This is a genomic window from Levilactobacillus tujiorum (assembly GCF_012641185.1).
GTDB classification, from domain to species: domain Bacteria; phylum Bacillota; class Bacilli; order Lactobacillales; family Lactobacillaceae; genus Levilactobacillus; species Levilactobacillus tujiorum.
In genome coordinates this window covers 165,737-190,599 of the sequence record NZ_JAAXLK010000002.1, presented here as the reverse complement: position 1 = coordinate 190,599, position 24,863 = coordinate 165,737, and the positions used below count along the sequence as shown (strand labels likewise).

The 24,863-nt window shown below is 49.6% G+C and carries 26 protein-coding genes; 5 read left to right on the top strand and 21 right to left on the bottom strand.

The window, feature by feature from the left end:
- Positions 1–328: 328 nt before the first annotated feature.
- Together HF569_RS01730 and HF569_RS01725 are read right to left on the bottom strand one after the other, a co-directional pair.
- Entirely contained in the window at positions 329–718 is a 390-nt protein-coding gene (locus HF569_RS01730; RefSeq protein WP_168901102.1) for a CvfD/Ygs/GSP13 family RNA-binding post-transcriptional regulator, read from the bottom strand.
- 31 nt (positions 719–749) lie between these two features.
- Positions 750–1,337 (bottom strand): peptidylprolyl isomerase, encoded by a 588-nt coding sequence (locus tag HF569_RS01725; protein ID WP_168850652.1) that lies wholly within the window; start codon positions 1,335–1,337, stop codon positions 750–752.
- A gap of 133 nt (positions 1,338–1,470) precedes the next feature.
- On the opposite strand from HF569_RS01725, the gene HF569_RS01720 reads away from it, so the two are divergent.
- Both HF569_RS01720 and HF569_RS01715 read left to right on the top strand, forming a co-directional pair.
- Complete coding sequence (locus HF569_RS01720) at positions 1,471–1,980, top strand: phosphatidylglycerophosphatase A family protein (RefSeq protein WP_168901108.1); 510 nt, start codon at positions 1,471–1,473, stop codon at positions 1,978–1,980.
- 98 nt (positions 1,981–2,078) lie between these two features.
- Positions 2,079–2,750 carry a VTT domain-containing protein gene (locus HF569_RS01715; protein WP_168901101.1) on the top strand — a complete coding sequence of 224 codons (672 nt, stop codon included), beginning with the start codon at positions 2,079–2,081 and terminating at the stop codon, positions 2,748–2,750.
- Between the two features lie 110 nt (positions 2,751–2,860).
- Here HF569_RS01715 and HF569_RS01710 read toward each other — a convergent pair whose 3' ends face one another.
- Positions 2,861–3,418 carry a TetR/AcrR family transcriptional regulator gene (locus HF569_RS01710; protein WP_332870949.1) on the bottom strand — a complete coding sequence of 186 codons (558 nt, stop codon included), beginning with the start codon at positions 3,416–3,418 and terminating at the stop codon, positions 2,861–2,863.
- 257 nt (positions 3,419–3,675) lie between these two features.
- On the opposite strand from HF569_RS01710, the gene HF569_RS01705 reads away from it, so the two are divergent.
- Positions 3,676–5,070: a YhgE/Pip domain-containing protein gene (locus HF569_RS01705; RefSeq protein ID WP_168901099.1), complete on the top strand. Its 1,395-nt coding sequence runs from the start codon at positions 3,676–3,678 to the stop codon at positions 5,068–5,070.
- 98 nt (positions 5,071–5,168) lie between these two features.
- Here HF569_RS01705 and HF569_RS01700 read toward each other — a convergent pair whose 3' ends face one another.
- The 18 genes from HF569_RS01700 to HF569_RS01615 all read right to left on the bottom strand — a co-directional run bounded on the left by HF569_RS01700 (position 5,169) and on the right by HF569_RS01615 (position 22,346).
- The gene (locus HF569_RS01700; RefSeq protein ID WP_332870951.1) at positions 5,169–5,789 is read right to left on the bottom strand and encodes a TIGR01906 family membrane protein; all 621 of its coding nucleotides are present in this window, start codon (positions 5,787–5,789) and stop codon (positions 5,169–5,171) included.
- A gap of 28 nt (positions 5,790–5,817) precedes the next feature.
- Complete coding sequence (locus tag HF569_RS01695; RefSeq protein WP_168901097.1) at positions 5,818–6,612, bottom strand: TIGR01457 family HAD-type hydrolase; 795 nt, start codon at positions 6,610–6,612, stop codon at positions 5,818–5,820.
- A gap of 12 nt (positions 6,613–6,624) precedes the next feature.
- Complete coding sequence (locus tag HF569_RS01690; protein WP_168901096.1) at positions 6,625–7,335, bottom strand: YutD family protein; 711 nt, start codon at positions 7,333–7,335, stop codon at positions 6,625–6,627.
- Positions 7,336–7,347: 12 nt separating this feature from the next.
- On the bottom strand, positions 7,348–8,730 hold the full coding sequence (locus HF569_RS01685; protein ID WP_168901095.1) for a bifunctional metallophosphatase/5'-nucleotidase: 1,383 nt from the start codon (positions 8,728–8,730) through the stop codon (positions 7,348–7,350).
- Between the two features lie 115 nt (positions 8,731–8,845).
- Entirely contained in the window at positions 8,846–9,454 is a 609-nt protein-coding gene (locus tag HF569_RS01680) for a metallophosphoesterase family protein (protein WP_168901094.1), read from the bottom strand.
- 17 nt (positions 9,455–9,471) lie between these two features.
- Positions 9,472–10,320 (bottom strand): aldo/keto reductase, encoded by an 849-nt coding sequence (locus HF569_RS01675; RefSeq protein ID WP_168901093.1) that lies wholly within the window; start codon positions 10,318–10,320, stop codon positions 9,472–9,474.
- A 268-nt stretch (positions 10,321–10,588) separates the two neighbouring features.
- Positions 10,589–11,983: an amino acid permease gene (locus tag HF569_RS01670; RefSeq protein WP_168901092.1), complete on the bottom strand. Its 1,395-nt coding sequence runs from the start codon at positions 11,981–11,983 to the stop codon at positions 10,589–10,591.
- 279 nt (positions 11,984–12,262) lie between these two features.
- Positions 12,263–13,453, bottom strand: a complete 1,191-nt coding sequence (locus tag HF569_RS01665) for an acetate/propionate family kinase (RefSeq protein ID WP_168850205.1) — start codon at positions 13,451–13,453, stop codon at positions 12,263–12,265.
- Positions 13,454–13,469: 16 nt separating this feature from the next.
- The gene (locus tag HF569_RS01660) at positions 13,470–14,489 is read right to left on the bottom strand and encodes a class I SAM-dependent methyltransferase (protein WP_168901107.1); all 1,020 of its coding nucleotides are present in this window, start codon (positions 14,487–14,489) and stop codon (positions 13,470–13,472) included.
- 71 nt (positions 14,490–14,560) lie between these two features.
- Positions 14,561–14,821 (bottom strand): hypothetical protein, encoded by a 261-nt coding sequence (locus HF569_RS01655; RefSeq protein ID WP_168901091.1) that lies wholly within the window; start codon positions 14,819–14,821, stop codon positions 14,561–14,563.
- Positions 14,779–15,210, bottom strand: a complete 432-nt coding sequence (locus tag HF569_RS01650; RefSeq protein WP_211089582.1) for a competence protein ComGF — start codon at positions 15,208–15,210, stop codon at positions 14,779–14,781. Before HF569_RS01650 ends, HF569_RS01655 begins: the two co-directional genes overlap by 43 nt.
- Positions 15,207–15,413: a hypothetical protein gene (locus HF569_RS01645; RefSeq protein ID WP_168901090.1), complete on the bottom strand. Its 207-nt coding sequence runs from the start codon at positions 15,411–15,413 to the stop codon at positions 15,207–15,209. Before HF569_RS01645 ends, HF569_RS01650 begins: the two co-directional genes overlap by 4 nt.
- Positions 15,364–15,849: a prepilin-type N-terminal cleavage/methylation domain-containing protein gene (locus HF569_RS01640; RefSeq protein ID WP_232842525.1), complete on the bottom strand. Its 486-nt coding sequence runs from the start codon at positions 15,847–15,849 to the stop codon at positions 15,364–15,366. Before HF569_RS01640 ends, HF569_RS01645 begins: the two co-directional genes overlap by 50 nt.
- Complete coding sequence (locus tag HF569_RS01635) at positions 15,827–16,126, bottom strand: competence type IV pilus major pilin ComGC (protein WP_168901089.1); 300 nt, start codon at positions 16,124–16,126, stop codon at positions 15,827–15,829. The genes HF569_RS01640 and HF569_RS01635 overlap by 23 nt, the downstream gene beginning before the upstream one ends.
- A complete protein-coding gene (locus tag HF569_RS01630; RefSeq protein ID WP_232842535.1) occupies positions 16,123–17,073 on the bottom strand; it encodes a type II secretion system F family protein in 951 nt (316 codons plus the stop codon). Before HF569_RS01630 ends, HF569_RS01635 begins: the two co-directional genes overlap by 4 nt.
- A 37-nt stretch (positions 17,074–17,110) precedes the next feature.
- Positions 17,111–18,076, bottom strand: coding sequence for a competence type IV pilus ATPase ComGA (gene comGA / locus HF569_RS01625; protein ID WP_168901087.1), 966 nt, complete (start codon positions 18,074–18,076; stop codon positions 17,111–17,113).
- Between the two features lie 138 nt (positions 18,077–18,214).
- Positions 18,215–21,340: a YhgE/Pip family protein gene (locus HF569_RS01620; protein WP_168901086.1), complete on the bottom strand. Its 3,126-nt coding sequence runs from the start codon at positions 21,338–21,340 to the stop codon at positions 18,215–18,217.
- Positions 21,341–21,608: 268 nt separating this feature from the next.
- The gene (locus HF569_RS01615) at positions 21,609–22,346 is read right to left on the bottom strand and encodes a YebC/PmpR family DNA-binding transcriptional regulator (RefSeq protein WP_168850198.1); all 738 of its coding nucleotides are present in this window, start codon (positions 22,344–22,346) and stop codon (positions 21,609–21,611) included.
- Between the two features lie 298 nt (positions 22,347–22,644).
- Between HF569_RS01615 and HF569_RS01610 the strand changes: the two genes are divergently transcribed.
- Together HF569_RS01610 and HF569_RS01605 are read left to right on the top strand one after the other, a co-directional pair.
- The gene (locus HF569_RS01610) at positions 22,645–24,102 is read left to right on the top strand and encodes an ABC transporter substrate-binding protein/permease (RefSeq protein WP_408610783.1); all 1,458 of its coding nucleotides are present in this window, start codon (positions 22,645–22,647) and stop codon (positions 24,100–24,102) included.
- On the top strand, positions 24,095–24,835 hold the full coding sequence (locus HF569_RS01605) for an amino acid ABC transporter ATP-binding protein (RefSeq protein WP_168850196.1): 741 nt from the start codon (positions 24,095–24,097) through the stop codon (positions 24,833–24,835). The genes HF569_RS01610 and HF569_RS01605 overlap by 8 nt, the downstream gene beginning before the upstream one ends.
- Positions 24,836–24,863 lie beyond the last annotated feature (28 nt).

Sequence of the window (24,863 nt, the reverse complement as noted above, 5' to 3'; positions counted from 1 at the left end):
TCAGTTTTCAAAGGTCTACCTAAGTGATTACCGAAGCAATCAACTTAATCATCATATCATGATGTCAAAACCGTGTCAACATCTTTTTTCAACTTCTTGAATAATTATTCAAGATTGTAAATCCATTGACGACCACTTAAAGTGCGTCTTGACAACATAAATCATTCTATCAGTTGCTGTTTAACTCGTCAAGCATTAATTTCAAATTTGTATGACTATTCAACAATTTGTTATTTATGCATCCGTGTCGCAAACAGCAACAGGTAATATCTTATCAATCATCGTCCAATTGGTCAAGCACTTTTTCAAAAAATAAAAAGGCCCCTCACTATGAGGAAGCCTTTTCTTGATCTAAATGCCGCAACGCTTCAGTTTTCCAACCCGATAAGCGCTCAGCAATCGGCTTAAACCCGATATTAACTCGGTGGTTCGTCCAATAATGCCGGTGTTGGTGTTCATCCGGTTCCGGACCGAAGTCAACATGTTCCAGACACCGCAACGATAAGCTAATCTTGCCGGTGAACTCATCAATGTCCAGTACAACAACATTAACCTCTTGATTAACCTTTAAATAGTCATGGATATCCTTAACGTACCCACAGTGACACTCCGAGATGTGAATCAAGCCTTGACGGTGACCACCCAAGCTGACGAAAGCACCGTACGGTTGAATACCCGTAATTCGTCCCGTCACTCTTTGTCCAATTTTAAATGTCATCATCTCACCTCATCTCAAATCTACTATACTATTAGTCGCTAACAGTTACTTTATCCATCGTAACCGGCGTCGTTGGTTGATCACTGGCATCCGTCTTAACCGCGGCAATCGCATCAACCACGTCCATGCCCTTAACCACTTGGCCAAAGACCGTGTGGCGGAAATCTAACCACGGCGTCCCACCGTTCTTGTAGGCATCAACAATTTCTTCTGGGAAACCCGCATCTTTCATTTGACCGAGCATTTGATCCGTCATGTCCGTATCCTGAACGATGAAGAACTGACTTCCGTTGGTATTAGGACCCGCATTCGCCATGGATAACGCTCCCCGCAAGTTATATAACTCCGGTGAAAATTCATCTTCGAATGGTTGACCCCAGATGCTCTCGCCACCCATCCCCGTACCGGTTGGGTCGCCACCTTGAATCATAAAGTTTGGGATAACTCGGTGAAAGGTCATGCCATCATAATAACCTGCTTTAGCATGCGTCACAAAGTTTTCAACTGTCTTTGGTGCTTGTTCGGGGAAGAGTTGCAGCTGAATGGTCCCCATGGACGTTTCAATCGTTACTTGTGGACCCCTGGCGTTAGCCAAATCAATTTGTGGAAACTTTGTCATAATTATCCTCCATATCTTTTAAAACATTACCTAGTTGTCTATTATCACCGCCAACGACTAAAATTGCAACTGATGTCACTGGTGTATACTAGACTTACTCTACAATAGAAAGTGAAAGGAAGTTTTCATGATTATGATTAAACCATCTACTGCATACGGACAACGGACAATTGATCTGCTTCACGAGCGCGGCGTCGAACTGAAAGACATCGCCGACCTGGTCATGTACCTGCAAAAGGACTTTATCAAGGACTTAACTCCCGAGATGGCCCTGCACAGTGTCCAGACCGTCTTGAATAAGCGTGAGGTTCAAAACGCGGTCATTACCGGTATCCAATTAGATATTGCAGCAGAGCACCACACCTTGATGGAGCCCTTGCAAACCATTGTCGAACGTGATGAAAGTCTCTATGGTGTCGATGAGACGATGGCGCTATCCATTGTCGACTTATATGGATCAATTGGTTTCACTAACTATGGTTATATTGATCGAACTAAGCCAGGGATTCTTGCCAAATTAAACGCCCACGAGCCGGGCATTATTCATACTTTTCTTGATGACTTGGTCGGGGCTATTGCGGCAGCCGGTGCGGCACGACTCGCCCACGACGATGCTAATGAGCAAGATACGCCGTTCAAATAAATATCACAATTTCATTAAACTTCGCTACACCTGCTGACAAGGCGTTAAAAACCTCCTACAATGTGGGTATCATCAAATAATAACTAAGGAGCACTTTAATGGCCTATTTAATTGATTTTGTTCTCCACATCGACGATCATCTCGTCAATATCGTCAACACCTTTGGCGGGTCAACCTATCTCATCTTGTTTGCAATCATCTTTGTGGAAACTGGTGCCGTGATTCTGCCCTTCTTACCAGGAGATTCACTGCTTTTTGCTGCGGCTGCTCTAGCCGCCAACCCCGCATACGGCTTAAACATCTGGCTGTTCGTTGCCATCTTCCTGGTGGCAGCCATCGGTGGGGACTCACTTAACTTCTATCTAGGTGGCCGGGTTGGCGCCGCACTGTCGAATCACTCTTGGTTCGGCAAGCTGATCAATAAGGATAAGCTCGCCCAATCGGAACATTTCTTCCAAAAGCACGGGCCCCTCGCCATTTTCCTGGGCCGTTTCATGCCCATCATTCGGACGTTCGTTCCCTTTACAGCGGCGGGCTCTCAATTTCCTTATCGTCGCTTCTTAAAGTACAACGTGAGTGCCGCCTTAACCTGGGTATTCATCTGCTGCGGCGGTGGGTACTTCTTCGGTAACATTCCGTTCGTTAAGGAACACTTCTCAGCAGTTGTACTGGGGATTATCGTCATTTCCCTGATCCCAGCGATCGTCGGCTGGCTTCGTGGCCGTCGCCCTTCACATCCAGCCCCTGGTCGGATTCCAGAAGACAACTAACAATTAAATCTCTACAGGATACGAAATAAGACACGAAACCACGTTTGGTTGTCGTGTCTTATTTTTTGGCTTGATTTTTAAGCTACATTCTCTCTGTCAGCTGTCCCCAACTACCCCTGTAGCAACTGCTGCGGGGATAACTGGCGACTCGCTGTAAAAATAACATACGCTTCCTGCGGTGGCTTCACTGGATCCTGAGTCAACCAAAAACAAACAAAGTCCCAAATCCCCTGGGTGACAATCTCCTGCGCAAACTCAGGTGGAATAGCCGTTTTTAACGCCGGCTGCCCGATGACCGTCGCAATGACTGGTTTTATCCGCGACACCAGCTGCGAGGCAGGGCTGTTGATCAGCGCCACCACCAACTGTTTCTGCCGATAAAGGTATTTAAACATCTGCTGAAATGCGTTCCGTTCATCCACACTCTGATCACGTGGCTTGGGGTAGCGTTCAAAAATCGCCTGCACAGCTGTGACTAACTCGTCTTCATAATGGGTTAATAAATCAAACTTATCTAGATAATGTAGGTAGAATGTTCCTCGATTAATCTGGGCCATTTGACTCAATTGCTGGACCGTCAACCGGTCAAAACCTTCTTGCATCACTAATTTGATAAAGGCCGTTTGTATCTTCCGTTCCGTACTGACTATTTTCAAATTCGTTTCCACAGCAACCATCCCCTCAACAGTTTGTCGATTTTGCTAATAGCTTAAAACTTTTTTGTTACCGTGCCAATCATCAATCCCTCCCAAACTGTTGATTGCTTCATTAACTACCAATCCGCTTCCGCCAACCTAGTGCGATGCAGATAGTCTACTTTTAACTCAGCACATCCCCGCAAATTGTCGATTGTTCTGGCAAGACCGGCCTGCTATTCTGTAAGCGTTCAATCAACACGATGTTTATTTCAAAGGGGCGCTTGCTAATGTTCAAAAGTGAATTGAAATTTTTAAGTCAGCACAAGATGATGCTCACGGTTCTTCTCATGATTGCCCTCATTCCCGCCATCTACTGTTACCTTTACCTTTCCTCCATGTGGAACACGTACGGTCATACCGATGACATTCCCGTTGCCGTGGTCAACCACGATCGTGCCGTCACCTTTCACGGCCAGCACATCGCAATCGGTCGCCAACTTACCCACAGTTTGGAGAATTCTTCTTCATTAGATTTTCACCATCTCAGTGCGACCACCGCGCATCGGCAACTCAAGGCTGGCAAGCTTTACCTAGTCGTCACCATTCCTCGTAACTTCTCCAATCACGCCACCACCCTGCTCACAGCAACTCCCCACCAAATGACACTGCATTACGATCTGAATTCTGGCGCTAACTACATCGTCTCTAAAATGACCACGGGTGCCAGCACCGCCATTACTAACCAAGTCAGTCACAACGTCACTCAGCTGGAGACTCACATTTTATTATCCGCACTGAACGGCGCAACGACTGGCATGACGAGATCTGCCAATGGTAGCTCCCAACTGGTTACGGGAACCCAACAACTTCTAAATGGCAATCAAAAGCTGTTAATCGCCACTGCTCCCTTGAAAAATCCCGCATTAACGACTGGACTCAGCGCTAGTTATGCCGGCTTAATGCAAGTTCAAAACGGCATCCAAACTTTAAGCCACGCCCTAACCAACGGCAGCACGCGCTTAGCCACCATCGCGACTCGTCCGACCACTGCAACTGCCCTGGCCGCTCCAGTCGTCGCAAAAACTAATGACATCGCTAGCGTTCCCAACAACGGGACTGGCATGGCGCCTTTCGCAATTGCTATCGGTCTTTACGTTGGTGGCATTGCGCTAGGAACGATGTACGATGGCCGACGGACCTACAGCCGTCCCCGTTCTGCATTCGCTTGGTGGGGGAGTAAAGCTACCATCATTGCTGGCGTTGCTGGTGTTCAGAGCATCCTACTCTACCTCACCTTGCACCAAGCTAATACCCTAACGACCCGCTCTAATCTCCAACTGTTCGCGGCTATCTTACTGGGATCACTACTCTTTCTATCGCTGATCTTCTGTCTTCGCTTATTGCTTGGTGGCTTTGGAACCTGGCTGATTTCCATCGTCTTGGTGATGCAGCTGGCCAGCTCGGGGGGGCTTTACCCACTCCCTCTCGTCAGCAATTTTGCTAAAGCTCTCAACCCCTGGTTACCCATGACCTACCTGATCCAAGTCTTACGGTCAGCCATCTCGACCAACATTAGCCTGCCCGGCGCTTGGTCGATCATGATCCTCATGACGATCGGTTTTAATCTGCTGATTATGCTACGGTTTCATCTGGATTTGAAACGAAATCCACTCACCCACTAGGCACTATCCTTATGGGAACTCGATCTTTATATTTTCGATAGTGTCACTTTTTACCTTACCTACGCAAAAAAAACGCAACCACCTATCCTGGTTGCGTTTTACTTTACACTTCTATTACTGCCATCCCCCGCATGCTTGAACGACTGACGTCCCAGCCAATACAGCCAGCACAAGCCCGCCTCAAACAGGACAAAAGCCATCACGAAGCAATGCAGAAAGAAAGTATCTGGCAACGCGGTAATGATCGGGTCCAAGCTAGGATCAAAGAGCCAATCATTATTCCGAAACAGCACCCGGTGAAAGGCAATGAAAAAATCATTGAAATCCACTGCCATCATCGCAGCTAACACCACGGGAACGACCATGACCACTTGCATCGGTCGAATCAACCGCCACCGTTCAGTGTAACGCTTCAAACGGCGTAAATACCAAATAGCTGGATAAACACTCACTAACAAGACAAAGTTATTCACTAAAAAGAGTTGCTTAACGTCGTGAAAATGAATCATCCCCGTAAAAGATGTCGGAAAATCGCTCATTTTCAAGTCCGTCACCCAGGGCAACTCCAGATACCCCAACATTTGATAATAGTTGCTCATTATTCTCCGTGGCGCCATCCGCACCGTTTGATCAATATTCAGCCAGTGAATATCCAACCGGTACAGCCAGACGGCATTGATCGTCAAAAAGATACTCAACGTCAATAAGAATAAAATCACTGCTGTCAAACCAATACCTCGTTGCCATCTAGTCAATTGGTCCCACCTCAAGATCCCAATGGGCCAAGTCCGGCACCGTATAAGTCGGTTGAATAGCCTGTTGTGCCACCTGAGCCGGCGTCGACACGCCCGTATACGTCAACAACGTGTCAACACCCGCGTGAATTCCTGCTAAAATATCCGTTTGATAATTGTCGCCGACCATCAACGCCTGATCGGGCGCAATCCCCATTAGGGCCAATGAATTTTGCAGCAGGATAGGCTCCGGCTTTCCGACAAAGATCGGTTCGGTCTGCGTCGCATAGCGTACTAAGTCAACTAACGCCCCCGCGCCGGGCATGAGTCCCCGCGCCTTCGGAATATTAGAATCCGAATTGGTGCCGATAAACGTCGACCCACTACGAATGGCTAAGATTGCTTTAGCAAATTTTTCATAAGTTACATCGCTATCGAGTCCTACGACCACATATTCTGGATGTTCCTCATCAATCGTAAATCCCTTAGCGGCTAGGGCTTGATTCAGACCAATCTCACCCACAACATAAACGGTCCGTTTCCCCGTTTTTCCTGCACGTTGATCTAAAAAGTCCGCCGTAGCCAATCCCGCGGTATAGACATTCTCAGGCTTAACGTGAATATCGTGATTGTCTGCCAAGTTAGCCACAACATCTACTGGCAACTTGGTCGTATTATTGGTCACAAATTTAAACGGGATATGGGCTGCTTGAATCCGTTCAACAAAGGCCTTGGCCTTCGGATACCGCTTGCTACCTGCATATACAGTGCCGTCCAAGTCGATTAAATAGGCTTGATAATTTTTCATGACTACTTCTCCCTAATTCTCTTTTTTCTGCCGAATGGTGAAATGACGCCGACCTTGACCACCAGTAGCGACGGTCACCGTCTTAGTCGTCTCCTTAGGTTGCGGTGCGGCTGTCCGGCGTTCCTCCGTAAACGGATGATTATTGTGACGCCGCCGTGAATGACGTGAGCGCCGCCGATGATTGCTATTGCCCGTCCCGTTGTTCTTAGACGGCTCATTCGACTTATCGGCCCCATTGCGTCTAGGTTGGTTGGCCGTCTTATTAGTCGTCGTCTTCGCCACATTCTGATTTGTCTGCGTTCCCTTATTACCATTACGCCGGCGCGAGCGGTTGCGCCGTGGCTTAGGCGCTGCCTTTACATCGAGATTGTGCAGAATAAAGTAGGCACACCCGAAATTGCAAGACTCATACAAATAATCCTGTACCGCGTCAATCTGGTTCTGTTTAGCACCAGCGCGATCCTCGGCATAGAAGCCTTTCAGTCGCAACTGTTCAAATCCCCAATCGCCGACAATATAGTCAAACTTACTGAGAATGGTGCTGAACCGACGGGAGAATTCGTCGAAATCAAACCCGTCGCGGACATCCGCCACCACTTCATAAGGGTGACCGTTAATCGTCAAGTGAGTCTCATCCACCCGGACAACCTCCGCTGCCGGTTCCCGGTTTTCTCGCTGCTCAGCAACCAGTGCTTCTAAATCTTTACGATCCACTGTCGTCATCCTCTCTAAATCTTAGGTTAAGGGGTAGTGTTTGCTCAGATACTTGGCAAATACTTCCCGTAATAAGTCTTGGTATAAAATATGGTTTTTCCCAACAATTGAGATGGTTGGGAAAAATGGAATAAATAGGTAATGGTCCAACACAGCAATCGTATACTGGCGGTTGGGCGACAGCGGCTCACCACGCCACGTGACCTGATGGGTCTGCCGATCATACGCAATTCCTAAGTAATTGATTTCGCCAAAGATCTTGCCGCGAAAGCCCATTCCCTTCTGGTGGAAATGACGTAAAAACAGGCGGGCCAATTCAAACTCCTGAATCATCCGCCACAGGTCATAGCCATTGAGGGTGACCGTCATCACGTGCATGTTATGCGGCAGAATCTGATGCAATTGATTCTGGTTAACCACACCGCGCGGCAAGTCTTCTAGAAACAAGCCTGCATTCAAAATGGCCGCTTGGGTGCCGGCGTATTCAGCAATCGCGTGAAGCCCCTCGCGCACCAGCCGCGGCCGCCCCGTCAGATCGGCTTCCATCGTTACTGGTAGGTCTGCGACCCGTTGTTCGGATAAAATGTCCATTCCCAAGTCACTTAAGCTTTGAATCTCCGCCGCGTCGCCTGGTTCTTCCGGCAAGGTCGCCGTTTCAACGACACTCGCGGTGGCCGCCTTGACCACGTGTTCAGCATCAACCGTCAGTTCAATTTTCCCCACATACCGGCCGAATTTTCCTGCCGCAGCCAACAAGCTATGATGATCCTGCTCGCCGTTCACGAATAAGTGATGCGTATGGCTCCCGATAATCACCTTAACCCGCGGATACCGTTTCGCAATCTGCCGATCGACATCGACCCCTAGGTGGGACAGCAAGACACACACGTCAAAATCCGCTGCGTAGGTGTCCAGTAACCGTGACAGGGCCTCATCAACCCCCACGGGCAACCACCCAGCCAAGGGATAGGTCAGTTGGTAGGGCGCCGTCAATCCTAAGACTAGGACCCGCGTCCCCGCCTTAGTCGTTAAAATACGATGATCCACTGCCCACTTAGGCTGTTCATGCGTATCAGCCGTCAACAGATTACCTAAGACCACCGGGAAATTAGCGTAGTCGTAGAGATGGTCCAACTGCGCTCGCATATAACTCAGGCCCTCGTTATTCCCAATCGTCACCGCATCATACCCAACCTGATTCATGAGTTCGACATTTTTCTGACCGTTCGTGGCTTCCGTCACGGGATGCACGCGATCCATGTTGTCTCCTAAATCAAAGGTATAAACCGTATGACCAGCCGCCTGTGCACTTGCTTTAGCGGTTGCCAAATAACGACGAATTCGTGGCCAATTTTCAAAATGCGAATGGAGGTCATTTGTATGCAAAATGGTAATCTGTTCCATGTTCTCTTCGCTCCTCTTAACACTGTGTTTAATCCTACGGCATCAAGGGGCTACGGTCAAGCGCAATGCCAGCTTGCGCCGAAATAACCCACCGCCAGTTCACGTGGTTAAACCGTTACTGTTTATCTTGAAATTCCTTAGCTTTTCCCGTCACCATTTCTTCGATCTCATTAGTAGAAAATGGCGTTCCAAAAGGCACCTGTTCCTTGAGATAACGCGTTTCCGGGGTATCCACCCCAACGTTAATGTTCTCCTTCACCGGTACCGCGTAGTGGTGAATGTGGCCGTGAAGATTAATAATTTGCTTCACGATACCCAACATCATAGGATAGTGGGTCATGTAATACTGCCGATGATCGTACTTAATTAAGGCCCCTACGTCATGAAACGTGTATTTCGGCTGACCATGGTCTACCGGATTATGGGCCGCCAAGTACTTAAAGAGTGCGCGACTGTCATGATTGCCCTTGATTAATTCCAAATGACCGTTCAGTTGCGATAACACGTCGGCCACTGCCTCATCAGATTTAATGGCTGGACGGGTAAAATACAGTGCAATATCGCCCAAATGATAAACCGTATCCGTCGGCGCCACCCGTGCATTCCAATTGTCGATGATGGTCTGGTTCATCTCATCAACATTGGCGAATGGACGGGGTGCGAAGTCATTCATCCCCAGTAAATCTTTATGAAAAAAATGCGTATCAGACGTAAAGTATTGCATAGCACTGCTCCTTAATTTTAAATAATGTCCAATCGTTCCTTATGTGTTGGCCGCGGATACTGCTGATCCAAGGCCGCTAGCTCCTTCGGTGATAAGATCAAATCTCCGGCGGCTAGGTTCTGTTCCATGTGGGCTACCGAGCTCGTTTGCGGAATCGCCAGCACTTGAGGTTGACGAATAACCCACGCCAATAAGACTTGATAGACCGTGGCTTGATGGGTCAGCGCAATCTGCTTAACCGTGTCGTTGGTCGTCAATTGTTGGCCCCAGGCATCGCCTTGTGCGATTGGTGAATAGGCAATGAGTGGCAAGTCATGCTCGGTTTGCCAGGGAAGTACCGCATAATCTAGCCCCCGACTTCCTAAGTGGTAGAGGTCTTCATTAGCGGCCGCCTGATCGCCACCGGGCAGTTGCCACAGTTCCCGCAGATCAGCCACATCAAAGTTAGAGACTCCCCAAGCGCGAATCTTTCCCGTCGTCTGTAAGCGTTGGAGCTCCGCTACCGTTTCGGCCAACGGCACATCCCCGCGCCAGTGATACAGATAGAGGTCCAAGTAGTCCGTCTGTAGCCGTTGCAGGCTCGCATCCAGGCTAGCTTCCATCCGCTGGCGAGACGCATTCTCTGGCAGGACCTTCGAGATTAGAAACAGCTGCTGACGAGAAAATGGCTGCAAGGCAGCGCCCACTAACGTCTCTGCACGGCCCGACCCGTACATCTCGGCCGTATCAATGACGCGAGCACCCGCAGAGATGCCCGCCTGAATGGCCGCAATTTCCGTCTCCCGTTGGGCTGGTCGGTCACCCATATGCCACGTTCCAATTCCAATGGCTGGAACCACTTGTCCGGCGATTTTAACTTGTTTCATTTCAGCACACCTCATTTAATTAAATTGACTGCGATTCATCCACAGTCACACCGAAAAAACTCACTACTTCCATCCTAGCACTTCACTTCATTTTTCGCTGGTCTGGTTCTTACGAATAACCGCTGTAGCATTTTGCGCAAACTAAAAGGGGACTAGGAAAAAATTCCCAGTCCCCTTTTCCGCTCCGAACATATATGGCCGAAACGTGGAACTAAAGGCCGTCAACGCCGCTTAACCCCGATAGCCAAACAATCCCTTTCATTCACAATTATTTGTTAACGTCTACCGCTGCGGCCAACCGCCGATCACGGATGCGTTTACCAACGCTCAACCCTACCAACCATAGGATCGAACCGAACAACGCGATCATCGTGTCCACGCGGAAGAGTAAGACAATGGCAACCATGCCGAGGAAGGCCAAGATGAAGTAATCACTCAGCGGGAAGAGTGGCATCTTAAACTCACTGTTGCGCCGTTCCAGTGGCGATTGTTGTTGCTTGTATTTGATATGAGCGATGACAATTGCGCCCCAGATAAACAGGAAACACGTTGTGGCGATGCTTGAAACAAAAGCAAAGACGTGACCTGGGATAATAAAGTTCAGAAAAACAGACACTGCAATGACAATCGTAGAGAACCGTAGCGCATGCGTTGGGACTTGTGATCGTGATAAGGTACCCATCCGCTTGGCGAAACGTCCCTCACCACCGTACGTTAAGGAGAAGAGCATCCGACCCGTGGTGAATAAGGAACTGTTGCAGGCGGAAGCCGCCGCCGTTAATACCACGAAGTTAATCACAGCCGCTGCCGACTGAATTCCCACGTTCTTGAAGACCTGAACGAACGGACTGCTGGTTGGTGAGACAGATTGCCATGGGTAAATGCACATCAGGGCAAGCAGTGATCCTAGATAGAACAGGATGATCCGCAAAGGAATTTCGTTAATCGCCTTAGGCAATACCTTTTTAGGATTAGCCGTTTCCGACGCGGTCATACCCACCATTTCAATCCCAACAAAACTAAAGAGCACCATCTGGAATGATAGGAAGAAGCCCTTGGCACCATTGGCGAAGAACCCGCCACTGGCTAAGTTAGTCACACTGGCATGCCCAGCTGGCGTTGGAAAATGAACGGCCACCATGTAAGCCCCCGCTAGGATCAGCGCAACAATCGCGACAATCTTAATAATCGCAAACCAAAATTCAGTTTCGCCAAAGGCACTAACCGTCACGGAATTAAGTGCTAGCAAGATGGCAAGCAAGGTTAATGCCGTCACCCAAGAGGGTAAATGCGGAAACCAGAATTGCATGTATTGCCCGGCAGCTGTGACTTCGGCCATGGCAATGGTGATCCAGCAAATCCAGTACGTCCAACCGGCGACAAAGCTCATGTTCTCGCCTAAATACCGTTTGATAAAATCAATGTACGAGTGTACTTCTAGATCAGAGAGTAAGAGTTCCCCTAACGCCCGCATCAACAGGAAACACATAATTCCAGTTGCGAGGTAGGCTAAAATAATCGATGGACCAGCTAAATGAATCGACTGACCGGCACCTAAGAAGAGGCCCGTTCCGATTGTTCCCCCAAGAGCAATCAACTGAACGTGGCGACTCTGCAAACCGCGGGAAAATTCCTGGTTGTTATTTGGTTGACTTTCTTTCATCTTAATCGCCCCTTTGTTGAAATATATTATACACATCTGACTAATCAATGCCAGTTCTAGTGCTGGTTGGTTCACCTAACTAAGTAGCGCTAAATGCTGGTGTTAACCATTTTCTTTCAACTTAGCGATATTTACATGAAATAAATTCAACTTTGAATGAACAAAAAGGGCTGGCAATAACTGCCAACCCTTTCTCGTCGCGTGAAGCCCGTCTCACTGACCACGATCCACCTAAATCCACCTAAGTCATCGTGTCTCAGTTTCCGTCTTCGCCGCTATTTACTTACGTAACCGTTCGATATCACGAACAATCATGAGCTCTTCATCAGTTGGAATCAACAACGTCTTGATCTTTGAGCCAGCAGCACTCAAATCACGTTCAACCCCACGGATGTCGTTCTTTTCTGGATCGACAGCAATACCGAAGTAGTTCAGCTTGTCTGCCACTTCTTGGCGAATCATGATGTCATTTTCACCAACACCAGCCGTGAAGACAATGGCATCAGCACCACCCAATTCAGCCAAGTAAGCCCCGACGTAACGAACAATCCGGTTGATGAACATATCCCGGGCTAACTTAGCACGGTGGTTCTTATCCTGGACAGCTTCCAATTCACGCATGTCCGCGGACACACCGGAAACCCCGACCAAACCAGACTTCTTGTTCAAAATATTGATCATGTCGCTAGGCTTGTCGATATTCAGCTTTTCCATCAGGTAAGCAACCAAGGACGCATCAATATCACCAGAACGGGTTGCCATTTCAATCCCAGCTAATGGCGTAAAGCCCATGGAAGTATCGTATGACTTACCATCCTTGATCGCCGTAATTGACCCACCGGCACCAATGTGTAACGTGATCAACTTCAGATCTTCTAAAGGCTTGCCCAGCATAGCAGCAGCCCGGTGAGCAACGTACCGGTGACTCGTCCCGTGGGCACCATACTTACGAGCACCATACTTTTCGTAGTATTCGTAAGGGATCGCGTACATGTAGTTCACTTCTGGCATCGTCGTGTGGAAGGACGTGTCAAAGACCGCCACGCTCAGGACGTTAGGCAAGATCTTCTTGAATGCTTCGATCCCCATGGCAGCAGCTGGGTTGTGTAATGGTGCATATTCTGCCAGATCCTTGATCTTTTGCAAAACATCGTCGTCGATTACAGCAGAGTCCTTGAACTCTTCCCCACCGGCAACGACCCGGTGACCGATCCCGGTAATTTCATTAAAGTCAGTGATAATCTTCAACTCAGTCAATTGATCCAACATTAATTGGATGGCTTCCTTGTGATCGTTCACATCTTTGTGGTCCTTGTACTTTTCACCATCGCCATACTTGATCTCAACTAAAGAATTGCCCAGACCGATCCGGTCGATAGCCCCTTCAGCGATTACTTGTTCTTCTGGCATTTGGAATAACTTGAACTTTAACGTAGAACTTCCGGCGTTAATTGCTAATGATTTTCCCATTTGGTAATTTCTCCTTTTACGAGCGGTCCGTCAGCAGGTTTTGTTCTTCCCATTGGACGATCTCCGCAACAAACTTTTGAAATGCTGATTGTTCTTTAAATGATGGGAACTCACCCAACATTACCTGTTCAACCTGCTTTGCGCCAGCGCCTGGCTTCTGTAGAATCAGAATTGCCTTCTGCGCATTAACATTCATAAAGAGCTCACTTGGAAGGTTCAACAACCCTTGCAGGTAAGCGTTACCAGCCAACCACTTTAATAGCCCCTTGGCCTCTTCCGTTTGGAATAGCTGTGAAGGGACTAAGAAGACACCTACGCCCCCGGGCTTCAACTGGTTAAGCGCTTGCTCTAACAACAAGTGATGGACAAACGAATGGCCGCTAGCCGCGTGCGTTTGATAATTAGCGGCATTCTCATCAATTGGATAATAGCCAATCGGCAAGTCTGCCACAATCAAATCACTGGCTGGAACTAACAATTGTTCCAAAGCATCCTGATGGATCAACTCAATTGGCACCCGCTGTAAGTCACTAGACGTTTGGGCAATGGCTAACATGGTATCATCGTTATCCACCCCATATGCCTTGATCTTCCCAGCAACTACTGCCTTTAGCTGCGTCAGGACCGCCGTCAATAGGTTCCCTGTCCCAACCGTTAAGTCAGCAACCGTCAATTCAGTTTTGCCTTTCTCTAACCGTGTGACCAGATAGCCCATAATATAAGCGATGGTATCTGGCGTGAGTTGGTGATTGGCTTGAATTTCATCCACCCGGATCGCCTTGAGCATGGCTAATTGAACCGCCCGGCGAACCGTTTCGGCATCGTCACTTTGCCAGTCAACTTGAGCATACAGCTTAGCAAGTTTCGCCGCTGTTGGTTCATCTGGCTGACCGTCTTCCACCTGAACTTGACCGTTAAGCAGGTTATCCCCCGTCTCAACGAACGCATCCAGATAAGATGTGCTTAGCGCGTCTTGCAACGTGGTGGTTGATTCATCCAAGACCTTGAAGAGCGCTTCAGTCTGTTCTTGTGACAGTACGCTTCGCCTCCTTGTGAAATTTACATAACTCTATGTTTCCGTTATCTATACTACCGATTTTTTAGGTGTTATTCAAGCAATCTTTGTGGTGAATCTCCGGGTTTTAGCGTTCGTCGCGCTCGTTTTGACGGTTGCTGGCCTGATCTAAGCGCCCGTTCTATTTGTGAAGTCGAACGATTATAGGATTGAATCAGTTCAAGGGTCGACTGTTGTTTGGCTGCCTGACTCGTTAACACTAATCCTAAAATAAGACTGACATTCACTAAAAAGATCAACGCCCACAGCGTTAAAAAGCCTTGCCGCGTAAATTGAGGATCGTCTTTTGCCAAGGTAATCGCTCCTGTTTTAACCGAATTTGGACCAAGTCAGTGTGCCCTACGCGTTGCCACTCGACGGCTTCTACCTGCCGCAATAGAGGATAATATCCCTGATAAGTTGAATTTGTCAGGCGTAAGACGTGTTTATCATCCACCCACACCAACAATAGCTTATTGTGTGCCCAGGTATCCGCGATATCAAGCCGGTGCTGGTGGACCTTAACCACCCGATAACGTCCTGGCTGCTCCAATACGCGGACGGCTTGATGCCAGGCCATCGGGTCTTGCCTTAGGGGTCGCAACAGGCGCCGATCTAGTCCATCAGCTAGGACGAAGAGACCCGCAGCAATGATTAAGGCAAGTAATGCTTCAACCAGCGTAAAACCATGCCGCGTCATCATTGCAGTGCTGCCCAGGTTAATAAGGCTTGGTCGTATTGGGCACGCGCCTGTCGAAGTTTAGCCATCCGAATTTGCTCGCCATGTTGCGTGACCACCAACGCCTGTTGTGCCAAAACGACGGCAAGGGCGACAATTCCCAGCGCCAGCAATGCGTCAGGGAGCAGCCAGCCGTGATGGCCGTCGGGTTTTCGATGCTTCCACATAGATCAATGCGCCTCCTATTTGAAAGGTTTGATACCACCACACGTGATGCGTTGTGCTATACCACTCCATGGTAAAGGCCGCAGCATTTCCTCGGGGCGAAATGGACCAGCCCGTTTTCCCACTCACCCAACGCAGTCCCGGCGGTGGATCTAACTGTCGAAACGGTCGTCGCGGTTGCCCCTGCGCTAGCGTCGTTCGGCCAGTCTTGGCGTCAATGAAGACCCCTACCGTCTCGTGCCGGGCCAATGCCACCTGCCGTCCAGCCGTCCACAGCTGTTGCCAAGCTGGCCAAAAAGCCCGCTCGGCCGCCGCGCGACGCTGGGCCACCGCCTGAACCCCGACCAACACACTCAGACTAGCCACAATGATTAAGACCACCATCGTTTCATAAAGGGTGAATCCCGAATGGCCGTTAGTGCACCGGTCGTTCATCATGAATTTTAATTCCTTCCTGTCGCGCTTGTTTGACCTGTTGCGGCGTTAGGTACTGCGCCTTCTCCAAGGTTTCATAGGTCACGTGATCTGCCGTCTGATGATCGTCTAAATAGGCCGTCACTTGCCCCTGAACCACCGTTTCCATAGCCGTTTGATGAACATGACGGGCCCGGTGTCGTTGCCCGTTTAGATTGGGCAGAATAATCAGCACCAGTAACGAGATGATAAAAAGCACGATCGTCATTTCTATTAAAGTGAAGCCTTGCCGTTTCTTCATTGATAGACTCCCTGCAAATTCGCATACATTGGCAACAACATACTGAGGTAGGCGCCCACAATTAATAAGGCCACTACGGTCAACAGGATTGGTTGAACTAGCGCTAAGCTCTGCTCAATCAGTCGTACTAACTCCCGATAACGCAACTGGCTGTATGCCTCCAACTCACGTGCCAATTGGACTGAGGTCTGGCCTTTTTGCAGCAGCACCAAAAGCTGTGATGGAATAAACGCCTGCTGTCGTAACCAGTTAACCGGTAACTTTCCAGCCTGTAATCGTTGCGCGAGACTGACCGCTAATTGATGAAGCAAAGCATTGGGCGGCAATTGTTGAAGAACGCTAATCATCTGCTTAACACTGAGTCCACTAGCCAGCAGCTGGCCCAGATTAGCCGTCAGATAATAAGCGTAATAGGCCCGAAAGATTTTGCCCACCACCGGCCAGCGCAAATACCACCCCACCAAATGCAGGGTCGTCTGCTGCCGCCACCAACGCCATCCCCCCAGACCACCCAAGATCACGCCCAGCCCCCCGCCAACCTCCAGATAGAGCCGCTGACCTGCTTGCGGAGCCGCTTGCGCGACCATTTGTTGTTGTAACTGGGGCAACACGCCTAGTTTGAGCGTTACCAACAATCCCAGCATCCCAATCAATAGACTCACCGGGTACATTAACAAATGCAGCAATCGTTTCCGCTGAGTCGCCATCAAATCAAGCAGATCCGCACTACGCTGCAGCGCCACAGCCAAGTCCCCGTAGGTCGTCATAATTTGCAACTGAAAATAAACGCTCGCTTGTAAGTATGGTGCTAGACAAGTCACAAAATTTTCACCCGCTACCAATCGGCGTTCAATCTCGGCAACGCTCGCCGGAAGTCCAGTGCTCGCCATTTGACTAAATTGCAAAGCCTGACGGAGTGAAAAACCACTCGCTAGCTGATCGGCCAACAGCTGGCAGAATTGTTGCTGTTGCCTAAGAGACCAGCTACCCCTCCCATAATTTTTGTGCCGTTTCCGCTGAAATAATCCGGTGCTCCTTAGCGTCTTCAAGAATTTGCTGCCACCTTTCTGAGGTTGTCCGCCGCGTCTGCCAGAGTTGTTGCCCCGTGAGGATATCCAGCAAGACCGCTGGTGACTGGGTCACCCTGGGCACTAGTCGCTGATAGCAACTGGCTGTGAGGACCTGGCGTAGTTGGGGTAACGATATGCCCAGTTCCGTTAGCCGTGGCACAATGCCACTCGCATTCTGCGCATGCACCGTGCTCAGCACTAAATGACCACTCAGTGCCGCTCGAACAGCGGCTTGAGCTGTCAATTGATCCCGAATTTCACCAATAATGAAGATGTCCGGCCGATGGCGTAATCCGACCTTCAACAATGCCTCATAACTCATACCCGCCGCATCGTTGACCTGTAGTTGAATGAAATTTTCGGCCTTAATTTCTACCGGATCTTCAATCGTTAGAACCGTGGCCGTATCTGCCAATTGACTGGCAATCGTATACATCATTGTGGTCTTCCCAGAACCAGTCGGCCCCGCAAAGAGGATCAGGCCCCGCTGTCCTGCCAATCGATGCAAGTGCTTAGGCTGCCGATCGTCTAAGTAGGCCATCCGTCCCGTGTAATAAGGATAGATCAGTCGGATCACCAGCGACTCTCGTCCAGCGTAGTCGCCAACGGTGGAAAATCGCAATTCCACCGGGCTTTCTCCCGGCCACGTCAAGGCACCGACCTGTGGGCGTCGATGCTCACTCACCCCCATATTTGCTTGAAACTTAAAGTAAGTTACCACCTGCTCGCCAAGCGATTGACTCACCTGCCGCCATGCCGTGACGGCCCGCACATTTCTAAGGCGAATCTGATACCCCGATTGCCACGGTAATACGTAGATGTCGCTAGCATGTTGGCTGTGGGCCGCTGCTAAAAGTTCGCCGATAAAATCTCTAATCATCCGTCCATCCCCTGCCCTTTTCTATTAACTCCGTCAAAAGTGGCCGATTGTTTTTTATCCGACAAAAAAGATCTGGACCCAAGCCCAGATCTTTTTAAGATCACTGAATTTATAGTTAATGCGACCGCATCTCCGTGGTTAATTTTCCACATCAGTCGCCGCTGTTCGCTCTGCCTGAACCACCTTCATCCCAATTAAGCTTCCCCCAATTAGGATAATCGCCAAGGCAGCGAAGATTCCCATCGTCAATACTGACGTGCTAATTCCCGTTCCGCTCAAGGCTTGGGTTAAGCCCAGGTTGGCATACGTGATGGGTAAGAATTTCGCCAGGGGTGCATAGAACGTCTCCACCGTTTGCACGGGGAATAGGCCATTGGCCACACAGAGCTGTAGGAAGAAGAGTGCTCCAACAGCTAGCACTGCGGCTCGTCCCAAGAAGAAACGCAGGCCTAGTTCTACGACCAGCACTGCCGCGGCAAAGAGTTCCGTCAAGGCGACAAAGGTCAGTGGTTGTGCGGCATGCAGCATGATAGCCATCCCCGCACTGGTGATCAGCGTCTGTACACCGACCCAACCAGTCAGGTTAGCCAGTTGCCGCAACGTTTGTAACTGCTGACGATAATCGAACCAAGCGACCAGTCCCGTCAGTCCCAGGAACGTTAACAACGAGACCACGAATGGCGCAATCGCATGACCAAAGTTAGGCACGTAGCTAAACCGGTCATGATCCAGCGTAGATGGCGACGCAAACATTGCCGCCGTACGACTGGTCAGTGGCGTCGCATTCACCTTATCTGCGCCGGCTTGTAACGCCGTTGCCAGTTTGTGGTTACCCGCTTTGAGCTGTTGGGCACCGCTAACCAAGCGCGGTGAGTTTTCCGCCAACCGTTGGGTACCCGTTGAGAGTTGCTGTACGCCATCCACCAGCTGTGGAGTCTGCTTATCAAGGGTCGTTAAACCACCGGCCATGCGTTGGCTTCCCGCTGCTAATTGCGAAACCCCAGCAACTAACGTCGGCACCTGACCATTTAATTGCCCTAATCCACCTGCTAATTGTTGTGAACCCGCGGCCAAACGTCCTGACCCTACCGCTAGCTGAGTGACGCCGCCTGTCAAGGCTGGTAATTGACCAGTTAAGAGGCTCAACCCATTGGTAACCTGCAGTGACCCCTTAACTAATCGCGTGACCCCATTCGTTAGAACCGGCACTTGTGTCTTAAATTGATCTGTTCCCGAAGCTAACTGCTGCGTTCCCGCCGTCAGCGCTGAGCCATTCGTCGCCAGTTGCTGGCTACCAGCGGCCGCCTGGGAAAGTCCGGCGGTCAGCGTAGGCACTTGCGCCTGCGTCATTTGTAGACCGCCCGCTAATTTCTGCGTCCCTGCCACTAACTTCTGGTATTGCGTCACTAGCCCCGCTTGCTGGCCGTTGACTCCCTGGTTAAGCTGACTCAAGGCCGCATTTTGTGCAGCCATCAACGCGCTGGCATTCTTAAATACAGCTTGCAACGTCTGGGCATCCTGCATCACTGCCCCTAACGCTGCTTGAACGCCTGTACCTGGCGTGGGGGTGGTCCCCGCCAAATCGGCAACGTCACGCTTCAACTGCGTCAAAGTCTGGCGAGTCGTCTGCTCACTTGAATCAGCGGCACCACTCGCCTTGACCAATTCCGTAGCGGCCGTGGTGACTGCCGTCTTAGCCGCCGATGATTGGGCTGTGGCATCAGCCGACGAGGTGCCCGCGTTAGCCAGTGCAGTCGTCATCGCCGCCTTTTGTTCGCTCGTCATTTTGGTTGCGCTAGCCACCGAAGCGACCTTAGCCGTAATCTCTGCTTGGGTCATGCCCGAGCGAGGAGCCGGCTGATCCGTAGTCACTTGGTCAACAACGGCCTTCAACTTGTCTACTGCCTGGGTTGTCGGCGTCGCTGTCGTGGCGAGTTGTTCATCAAGTTGGTTGACCTTAGCTTGAATGGCTGACGCCTGAGCGGTTGATTGCGCAGCCGCTGGTTGGACAATTGCCGTCGCTAACGCCTGTAAATCCTGGGACATCTTCTGACTAGCGGCTTCAGCCTGTGTAGTCAATCCGGCTGCACCTGTCTGCGATTGCGTCGTCAGCGCCGCAACCGATCCCCCAAGTTTTTGGACCCCGGTGGACCCAGCTGCCACTTGTTGTGCGAGCGTCCCGGAGCCGGTCGTCAACTGATCAAGTGCTGCCGCCAATGACTGACCACCCGTATTTAATCGCTGTAGGCCCGTGTTGACCTGATATACACCGTTAACATACTTAGTGGTACTTACGGCGAGTGCCTGACTCCCATCGGCCAGCTGAACAACTCCCGATGCCAATGCACCGGTTTTACGGTTTAGTTTTTCCAAACCCGCCGTGACCTGCGACGAGCCCGCATCTAACTGCCGAACCCCTTTTGCCAGTGGCTGCGTCTTCTGCGCCAACTGTTGCAAGCCACCGTCGAGTTGCTGACTCCCCTGCGACAGCTGAGTCGCCCCAGTTGACAGCTGCTGAACACCAGCAGCTAACGGCTGGGTCTTGTCCTGTAAAACACCCAAGCCCGTGGCCAATCGCCCGGCACCCGTCGTCAATTGCCGCACCCCGGTTGGTAACTGGTTGACCTTAGTCGATAGCTGTAACAAACCGTCCTTAACTTTCTGAACGCCAGTCGTGTACGTATTCATACCATCAGCTAAGGTGACAGTTCCATCCTTTAACTGGGTGGCCCCTTTGGCTGCCGTTTGAAAGCCCCGCCCACTGGCTTTGATTTGCTGGAACATGCTTAGCGCGTAGGCCTTAGTGACCGCCTTTTTCACGGCCGCATTTAACTGCGTGGCTCCGGTCTGACTGATAATTTCACCAATATAGCTTAGTGAATCATTGGTCTGGTAAGCTAAGTGCATTTGCTGCGGGTGGGCATCCGTCACCGTCGTCGCCCGGCGAGAAAAGTTCTTAGGAATGGTCACCACCGTGTAGTAGCGATTGTGTTTCATGCCCGCTGTGGCTTCCTTGGCCGAGAGGAACCGCCACCCCAATTCATGGTTGTGTTTCAGCTGATCGACAACCTGTTGTCCGACCGCTAAGCGTTTGCCCTGATAGGTGACGGGCTGATCCTCATTGACCACCGCAACCGGCAACTTAGCCGTTCGGCCGAATGGGTCCCAGAACGAGTGAATCACCAAACCAGCACAAACGACTGGTAACACTAATCCAGTAGCCACCGCCCCCATCACCAGATACTTATGTTTATTCTGTTTCATTCTCAGCACTCCTTAAGTATGCCGTAAAATGTATATGGCATGTTGCATTTTACAATATTACCCCATTTAATTTTACTTATCACCGTCAAAATTAGTATAGGGCATGTTGTATACGAGCTAAAAAAATGACTGAACCCTCAGCCACATTTATGGAGTTTACCCGTCACTCCCACAGAATGCAAGTTTATTTTTTAATCACTGCACACAAAAACCCGCCACCAAGCTAGGCCTGGCAACGGGTTTGCTGACTCGAATTATTCGATTAAATCTAGTCAACACTTTCAGGTAAGACAGCGGCTTCGTAAATATCGGAAACATCGTCGTTGTTTTCCAGTTCGTCAATTAGGCCTTGGTATTGAGAAGCTTTTTCTTCTGGTACTTCGGTCGTGTTTTGAGGGAACATCCGAACTTCAGCGGTGTCCAACTTGTAACCCTTATCCTGTAAAGCGTCACGTACTGCAATTTCATTTGAAGGATCCGTGTAGATCTTGAATTCTTCATCCGTGGTTTCCATGTCGTCCGCCCCGGCATCTAAAGCATCCATCAACATCGTATCTTCATCCGTATCCAAGCCATCACGTAAGATTACAATGTAACCCTTCCGATCAAACATGTAAGAAACGGAACCTGCTGCACCAAGTGAGCCACCGTGGTGCGTGAAGGCAGAACGAATAGCCGCAGCCGTCCGGTTCTTGTTATCCGTCAAAGCAGCAACCATGATCGCTGTCCCTGCTGGACCGTAACCTTCGTAGGTGATTTCTTCGAACTTAGCGCCACCAACACCAGAGGCCTTGTCTAAAGCCCGCTTGATGTTTTCCTTAGGCATGTTAGCTGCCCGCGCCTTGTCCATTTCCAAACGAAGTTGAGGGTTACCGTCGGGATCAGGACCACCTGCTTTTGCAGCTTGGTACAAATCACGTGAGATTTTTTGGAAGATTTTTCCACGCTTTGCATCCTGAGCATTTTTCCGGCCCTGGATGTTATGCCATTTAGAATGTCCTGACATCGTAACTCCTCTTTTCTAAAATTTTATAGATATCCGTATAAAACAGACACTATTCATATTAGCACTTACTCCCCATTCGTTCAATTGCAAAGCTTATAAAAACCGCTTATTCATCAAAAATGTATACGAAAAGTTGTCTTTCCCTTTAAATCAAGGTTGGAAGCGAATTTCATTTGAATAAGTTGTGTATAAAGATAAATTTATCAAAATAAAACTTGTATAAATACACGAAACCGGCTATACTCTATTACATCATCACATGATAGAGGAGCAAGCCATTATGAAAAATAAATTAATTATGGCCATCGCATTAGTGATGGCACTGGTTGCGGGATGGGCTGCCACAACGACCACCGCACAAGCCGCCACCGATAACTCGTTGGCCAAGGTACAAAAGAAAGGGACCTTAATCATGGGAACCTCCCCTGATTACCCCCCTTACGAATTTCAAGCAACCGTCCACGGCAAGAGCCAAGTCGTCGGGATGGACGTCGCCGTCGGTAAGAAGATTGCCAAAGACCTGGGCGTCAAGCTCGTGGTAAAGTCCATGTCCTTTGACTCACTGTTAGTTGCCCTGCAAACGGGTAAGGTTGATATGGTTATTTCCGGGATGAATCCTACCCCTGCTCGGCGGAAGAATGTTGATTTCACACATACTTACTACCAAGGTGGTTACAGTATCGTCATCAACAAGAACGACAAGGGCATTTATAAGGATAAGGATTCATTCGTCGGCAAAACGATTGGGGCCCAAACCGGTTCAACGATGTATAACGAATCGAAGAAGCAAACCAGCGGGACCACGGTCAAGGGAATGACCTCCGTTTCTGACTTAATCTTAGGGTTACAAAGCCACAAGCTCCAAGGGGTGGCGATGGAAAAGCCTTCTGCTCAGGCTTACGTTTCCAACAATAAAGAACTCGCCATGATTCCCAGCCACTTTGATTTGAGTGCCTCAGATACCAGCGCTTCCGTGGCCTTCGCTAAGGGGTCAACCTCTTTGGTAGCTGCGGCCAACAAGTCTGTCGACCAAATCAGAAAGCAAGACCTAGTAAACAAGGACTACCTCCCCGCTGCCGGGAAATACTTAAAGACCAACACGGTGAATACCAGTATGCTTCATTACTGGAAAGCCTTCCTTAAAGGGATCGAGTATACGCTGATCATCACCGTTTGCTCTGTGTTCTTTGGATTTATCTTGGGTGTGCTGCTATCCTTGGCACGCATGGCTCAAGGTGGCGTCTTCGCAACGGCCCTTCGGTGGTTAGCGACCGCTTACGTCGAGTTCATTCGGGGCACGCCAATGATGGTTCAAGTCATGTTCGTCTACTTCGGACTAGGCTTGATCGTGAACCTGCCTGCCCTCATGTCTGGGATTATCGCCATTTCATTGAACTCTGGTGCTTACATCGCTGAATACATCCGGGGTGGGATTAACTCCGTCGATAAGGGACAGACCGAAGCGGCCCGGAGTCTGGGGATGACCAGCGGCTACACCATGCGCTACGTCGTCCTTCCCCAAGCCTTGAAGAACATCTGGCCATCTCTAGGGAACGAATTTATTACTTTAATCAAGGATAGTTCAATTGTCTCCATCATCGGGGTTTCCGAACTGATTTTCCAAAGCAATATTGTTCGGTCTGACACGTACAGAGGGGTTGCGCCAATTGCGGTGATCATGGTGCTCTACTTCATCATGACGTTCACCGCATCGCGGATCTTAAACCACTTCGAAAGGAAGATGCAACATGACTAAACCAATTATCGAGGTTAAAAACCTCGCCAAAAACTTTGGCGACAACCAAGTCTTAAAGGATATTTCAGAACAAGTTGATACCGGTCAGGTGATTGTGGTCATCGGTCCATCTGGTAGTGGGAAAAGTACCTTTCTGCGTTGTCTGAATCTCCTTGAAACTCCAACCAGTGGTGAAGTCGACTTCGACGGTCAGGACCTGACCACCCTGGACACTAAAAAGGTAAACACATTACGGGAACAGATGGGAATGGTCTTTCAAAACTTCAACCTCTTCCCTAACATGACGGTTTTGGAAAACATCAAGCTCGCGCCCATGAAAGTCAAGGGAATCAGCGATACCGATGCTACCAAACGGGCGCACGAGTTGCTCAAACAAGTCAACTTGGATGACCACGCCGATGCCTTCCCTACGAGTCTCTCTGGTGGTCAAGCGCAACGGGTTGCCATTGCACGGGCACTAGCGATGGATCCTAAAGTCATGCTCTTCGATGAACCCACGTCTGCCTTAGACCCTGAGATGGTTGGTGAAGTACTCAACGTCATGCAAGACTTGGCGCAACAAGGCATGACCATGGTCGTGGTTACCCATGAAATGGGCTTTGCCAAGTCCGTCGCCGATCGTGTTTGGTTCATGGCCGATGGCTATATTCAGGAAAACAACACGCCTGAAGCCTTCTTCAGTAATCCGCAGACCGAACGGGCACAGGACTTCCTATCAAAAATTTTGATGTAACCTTCACTTATTCATCACTCTAACCAAA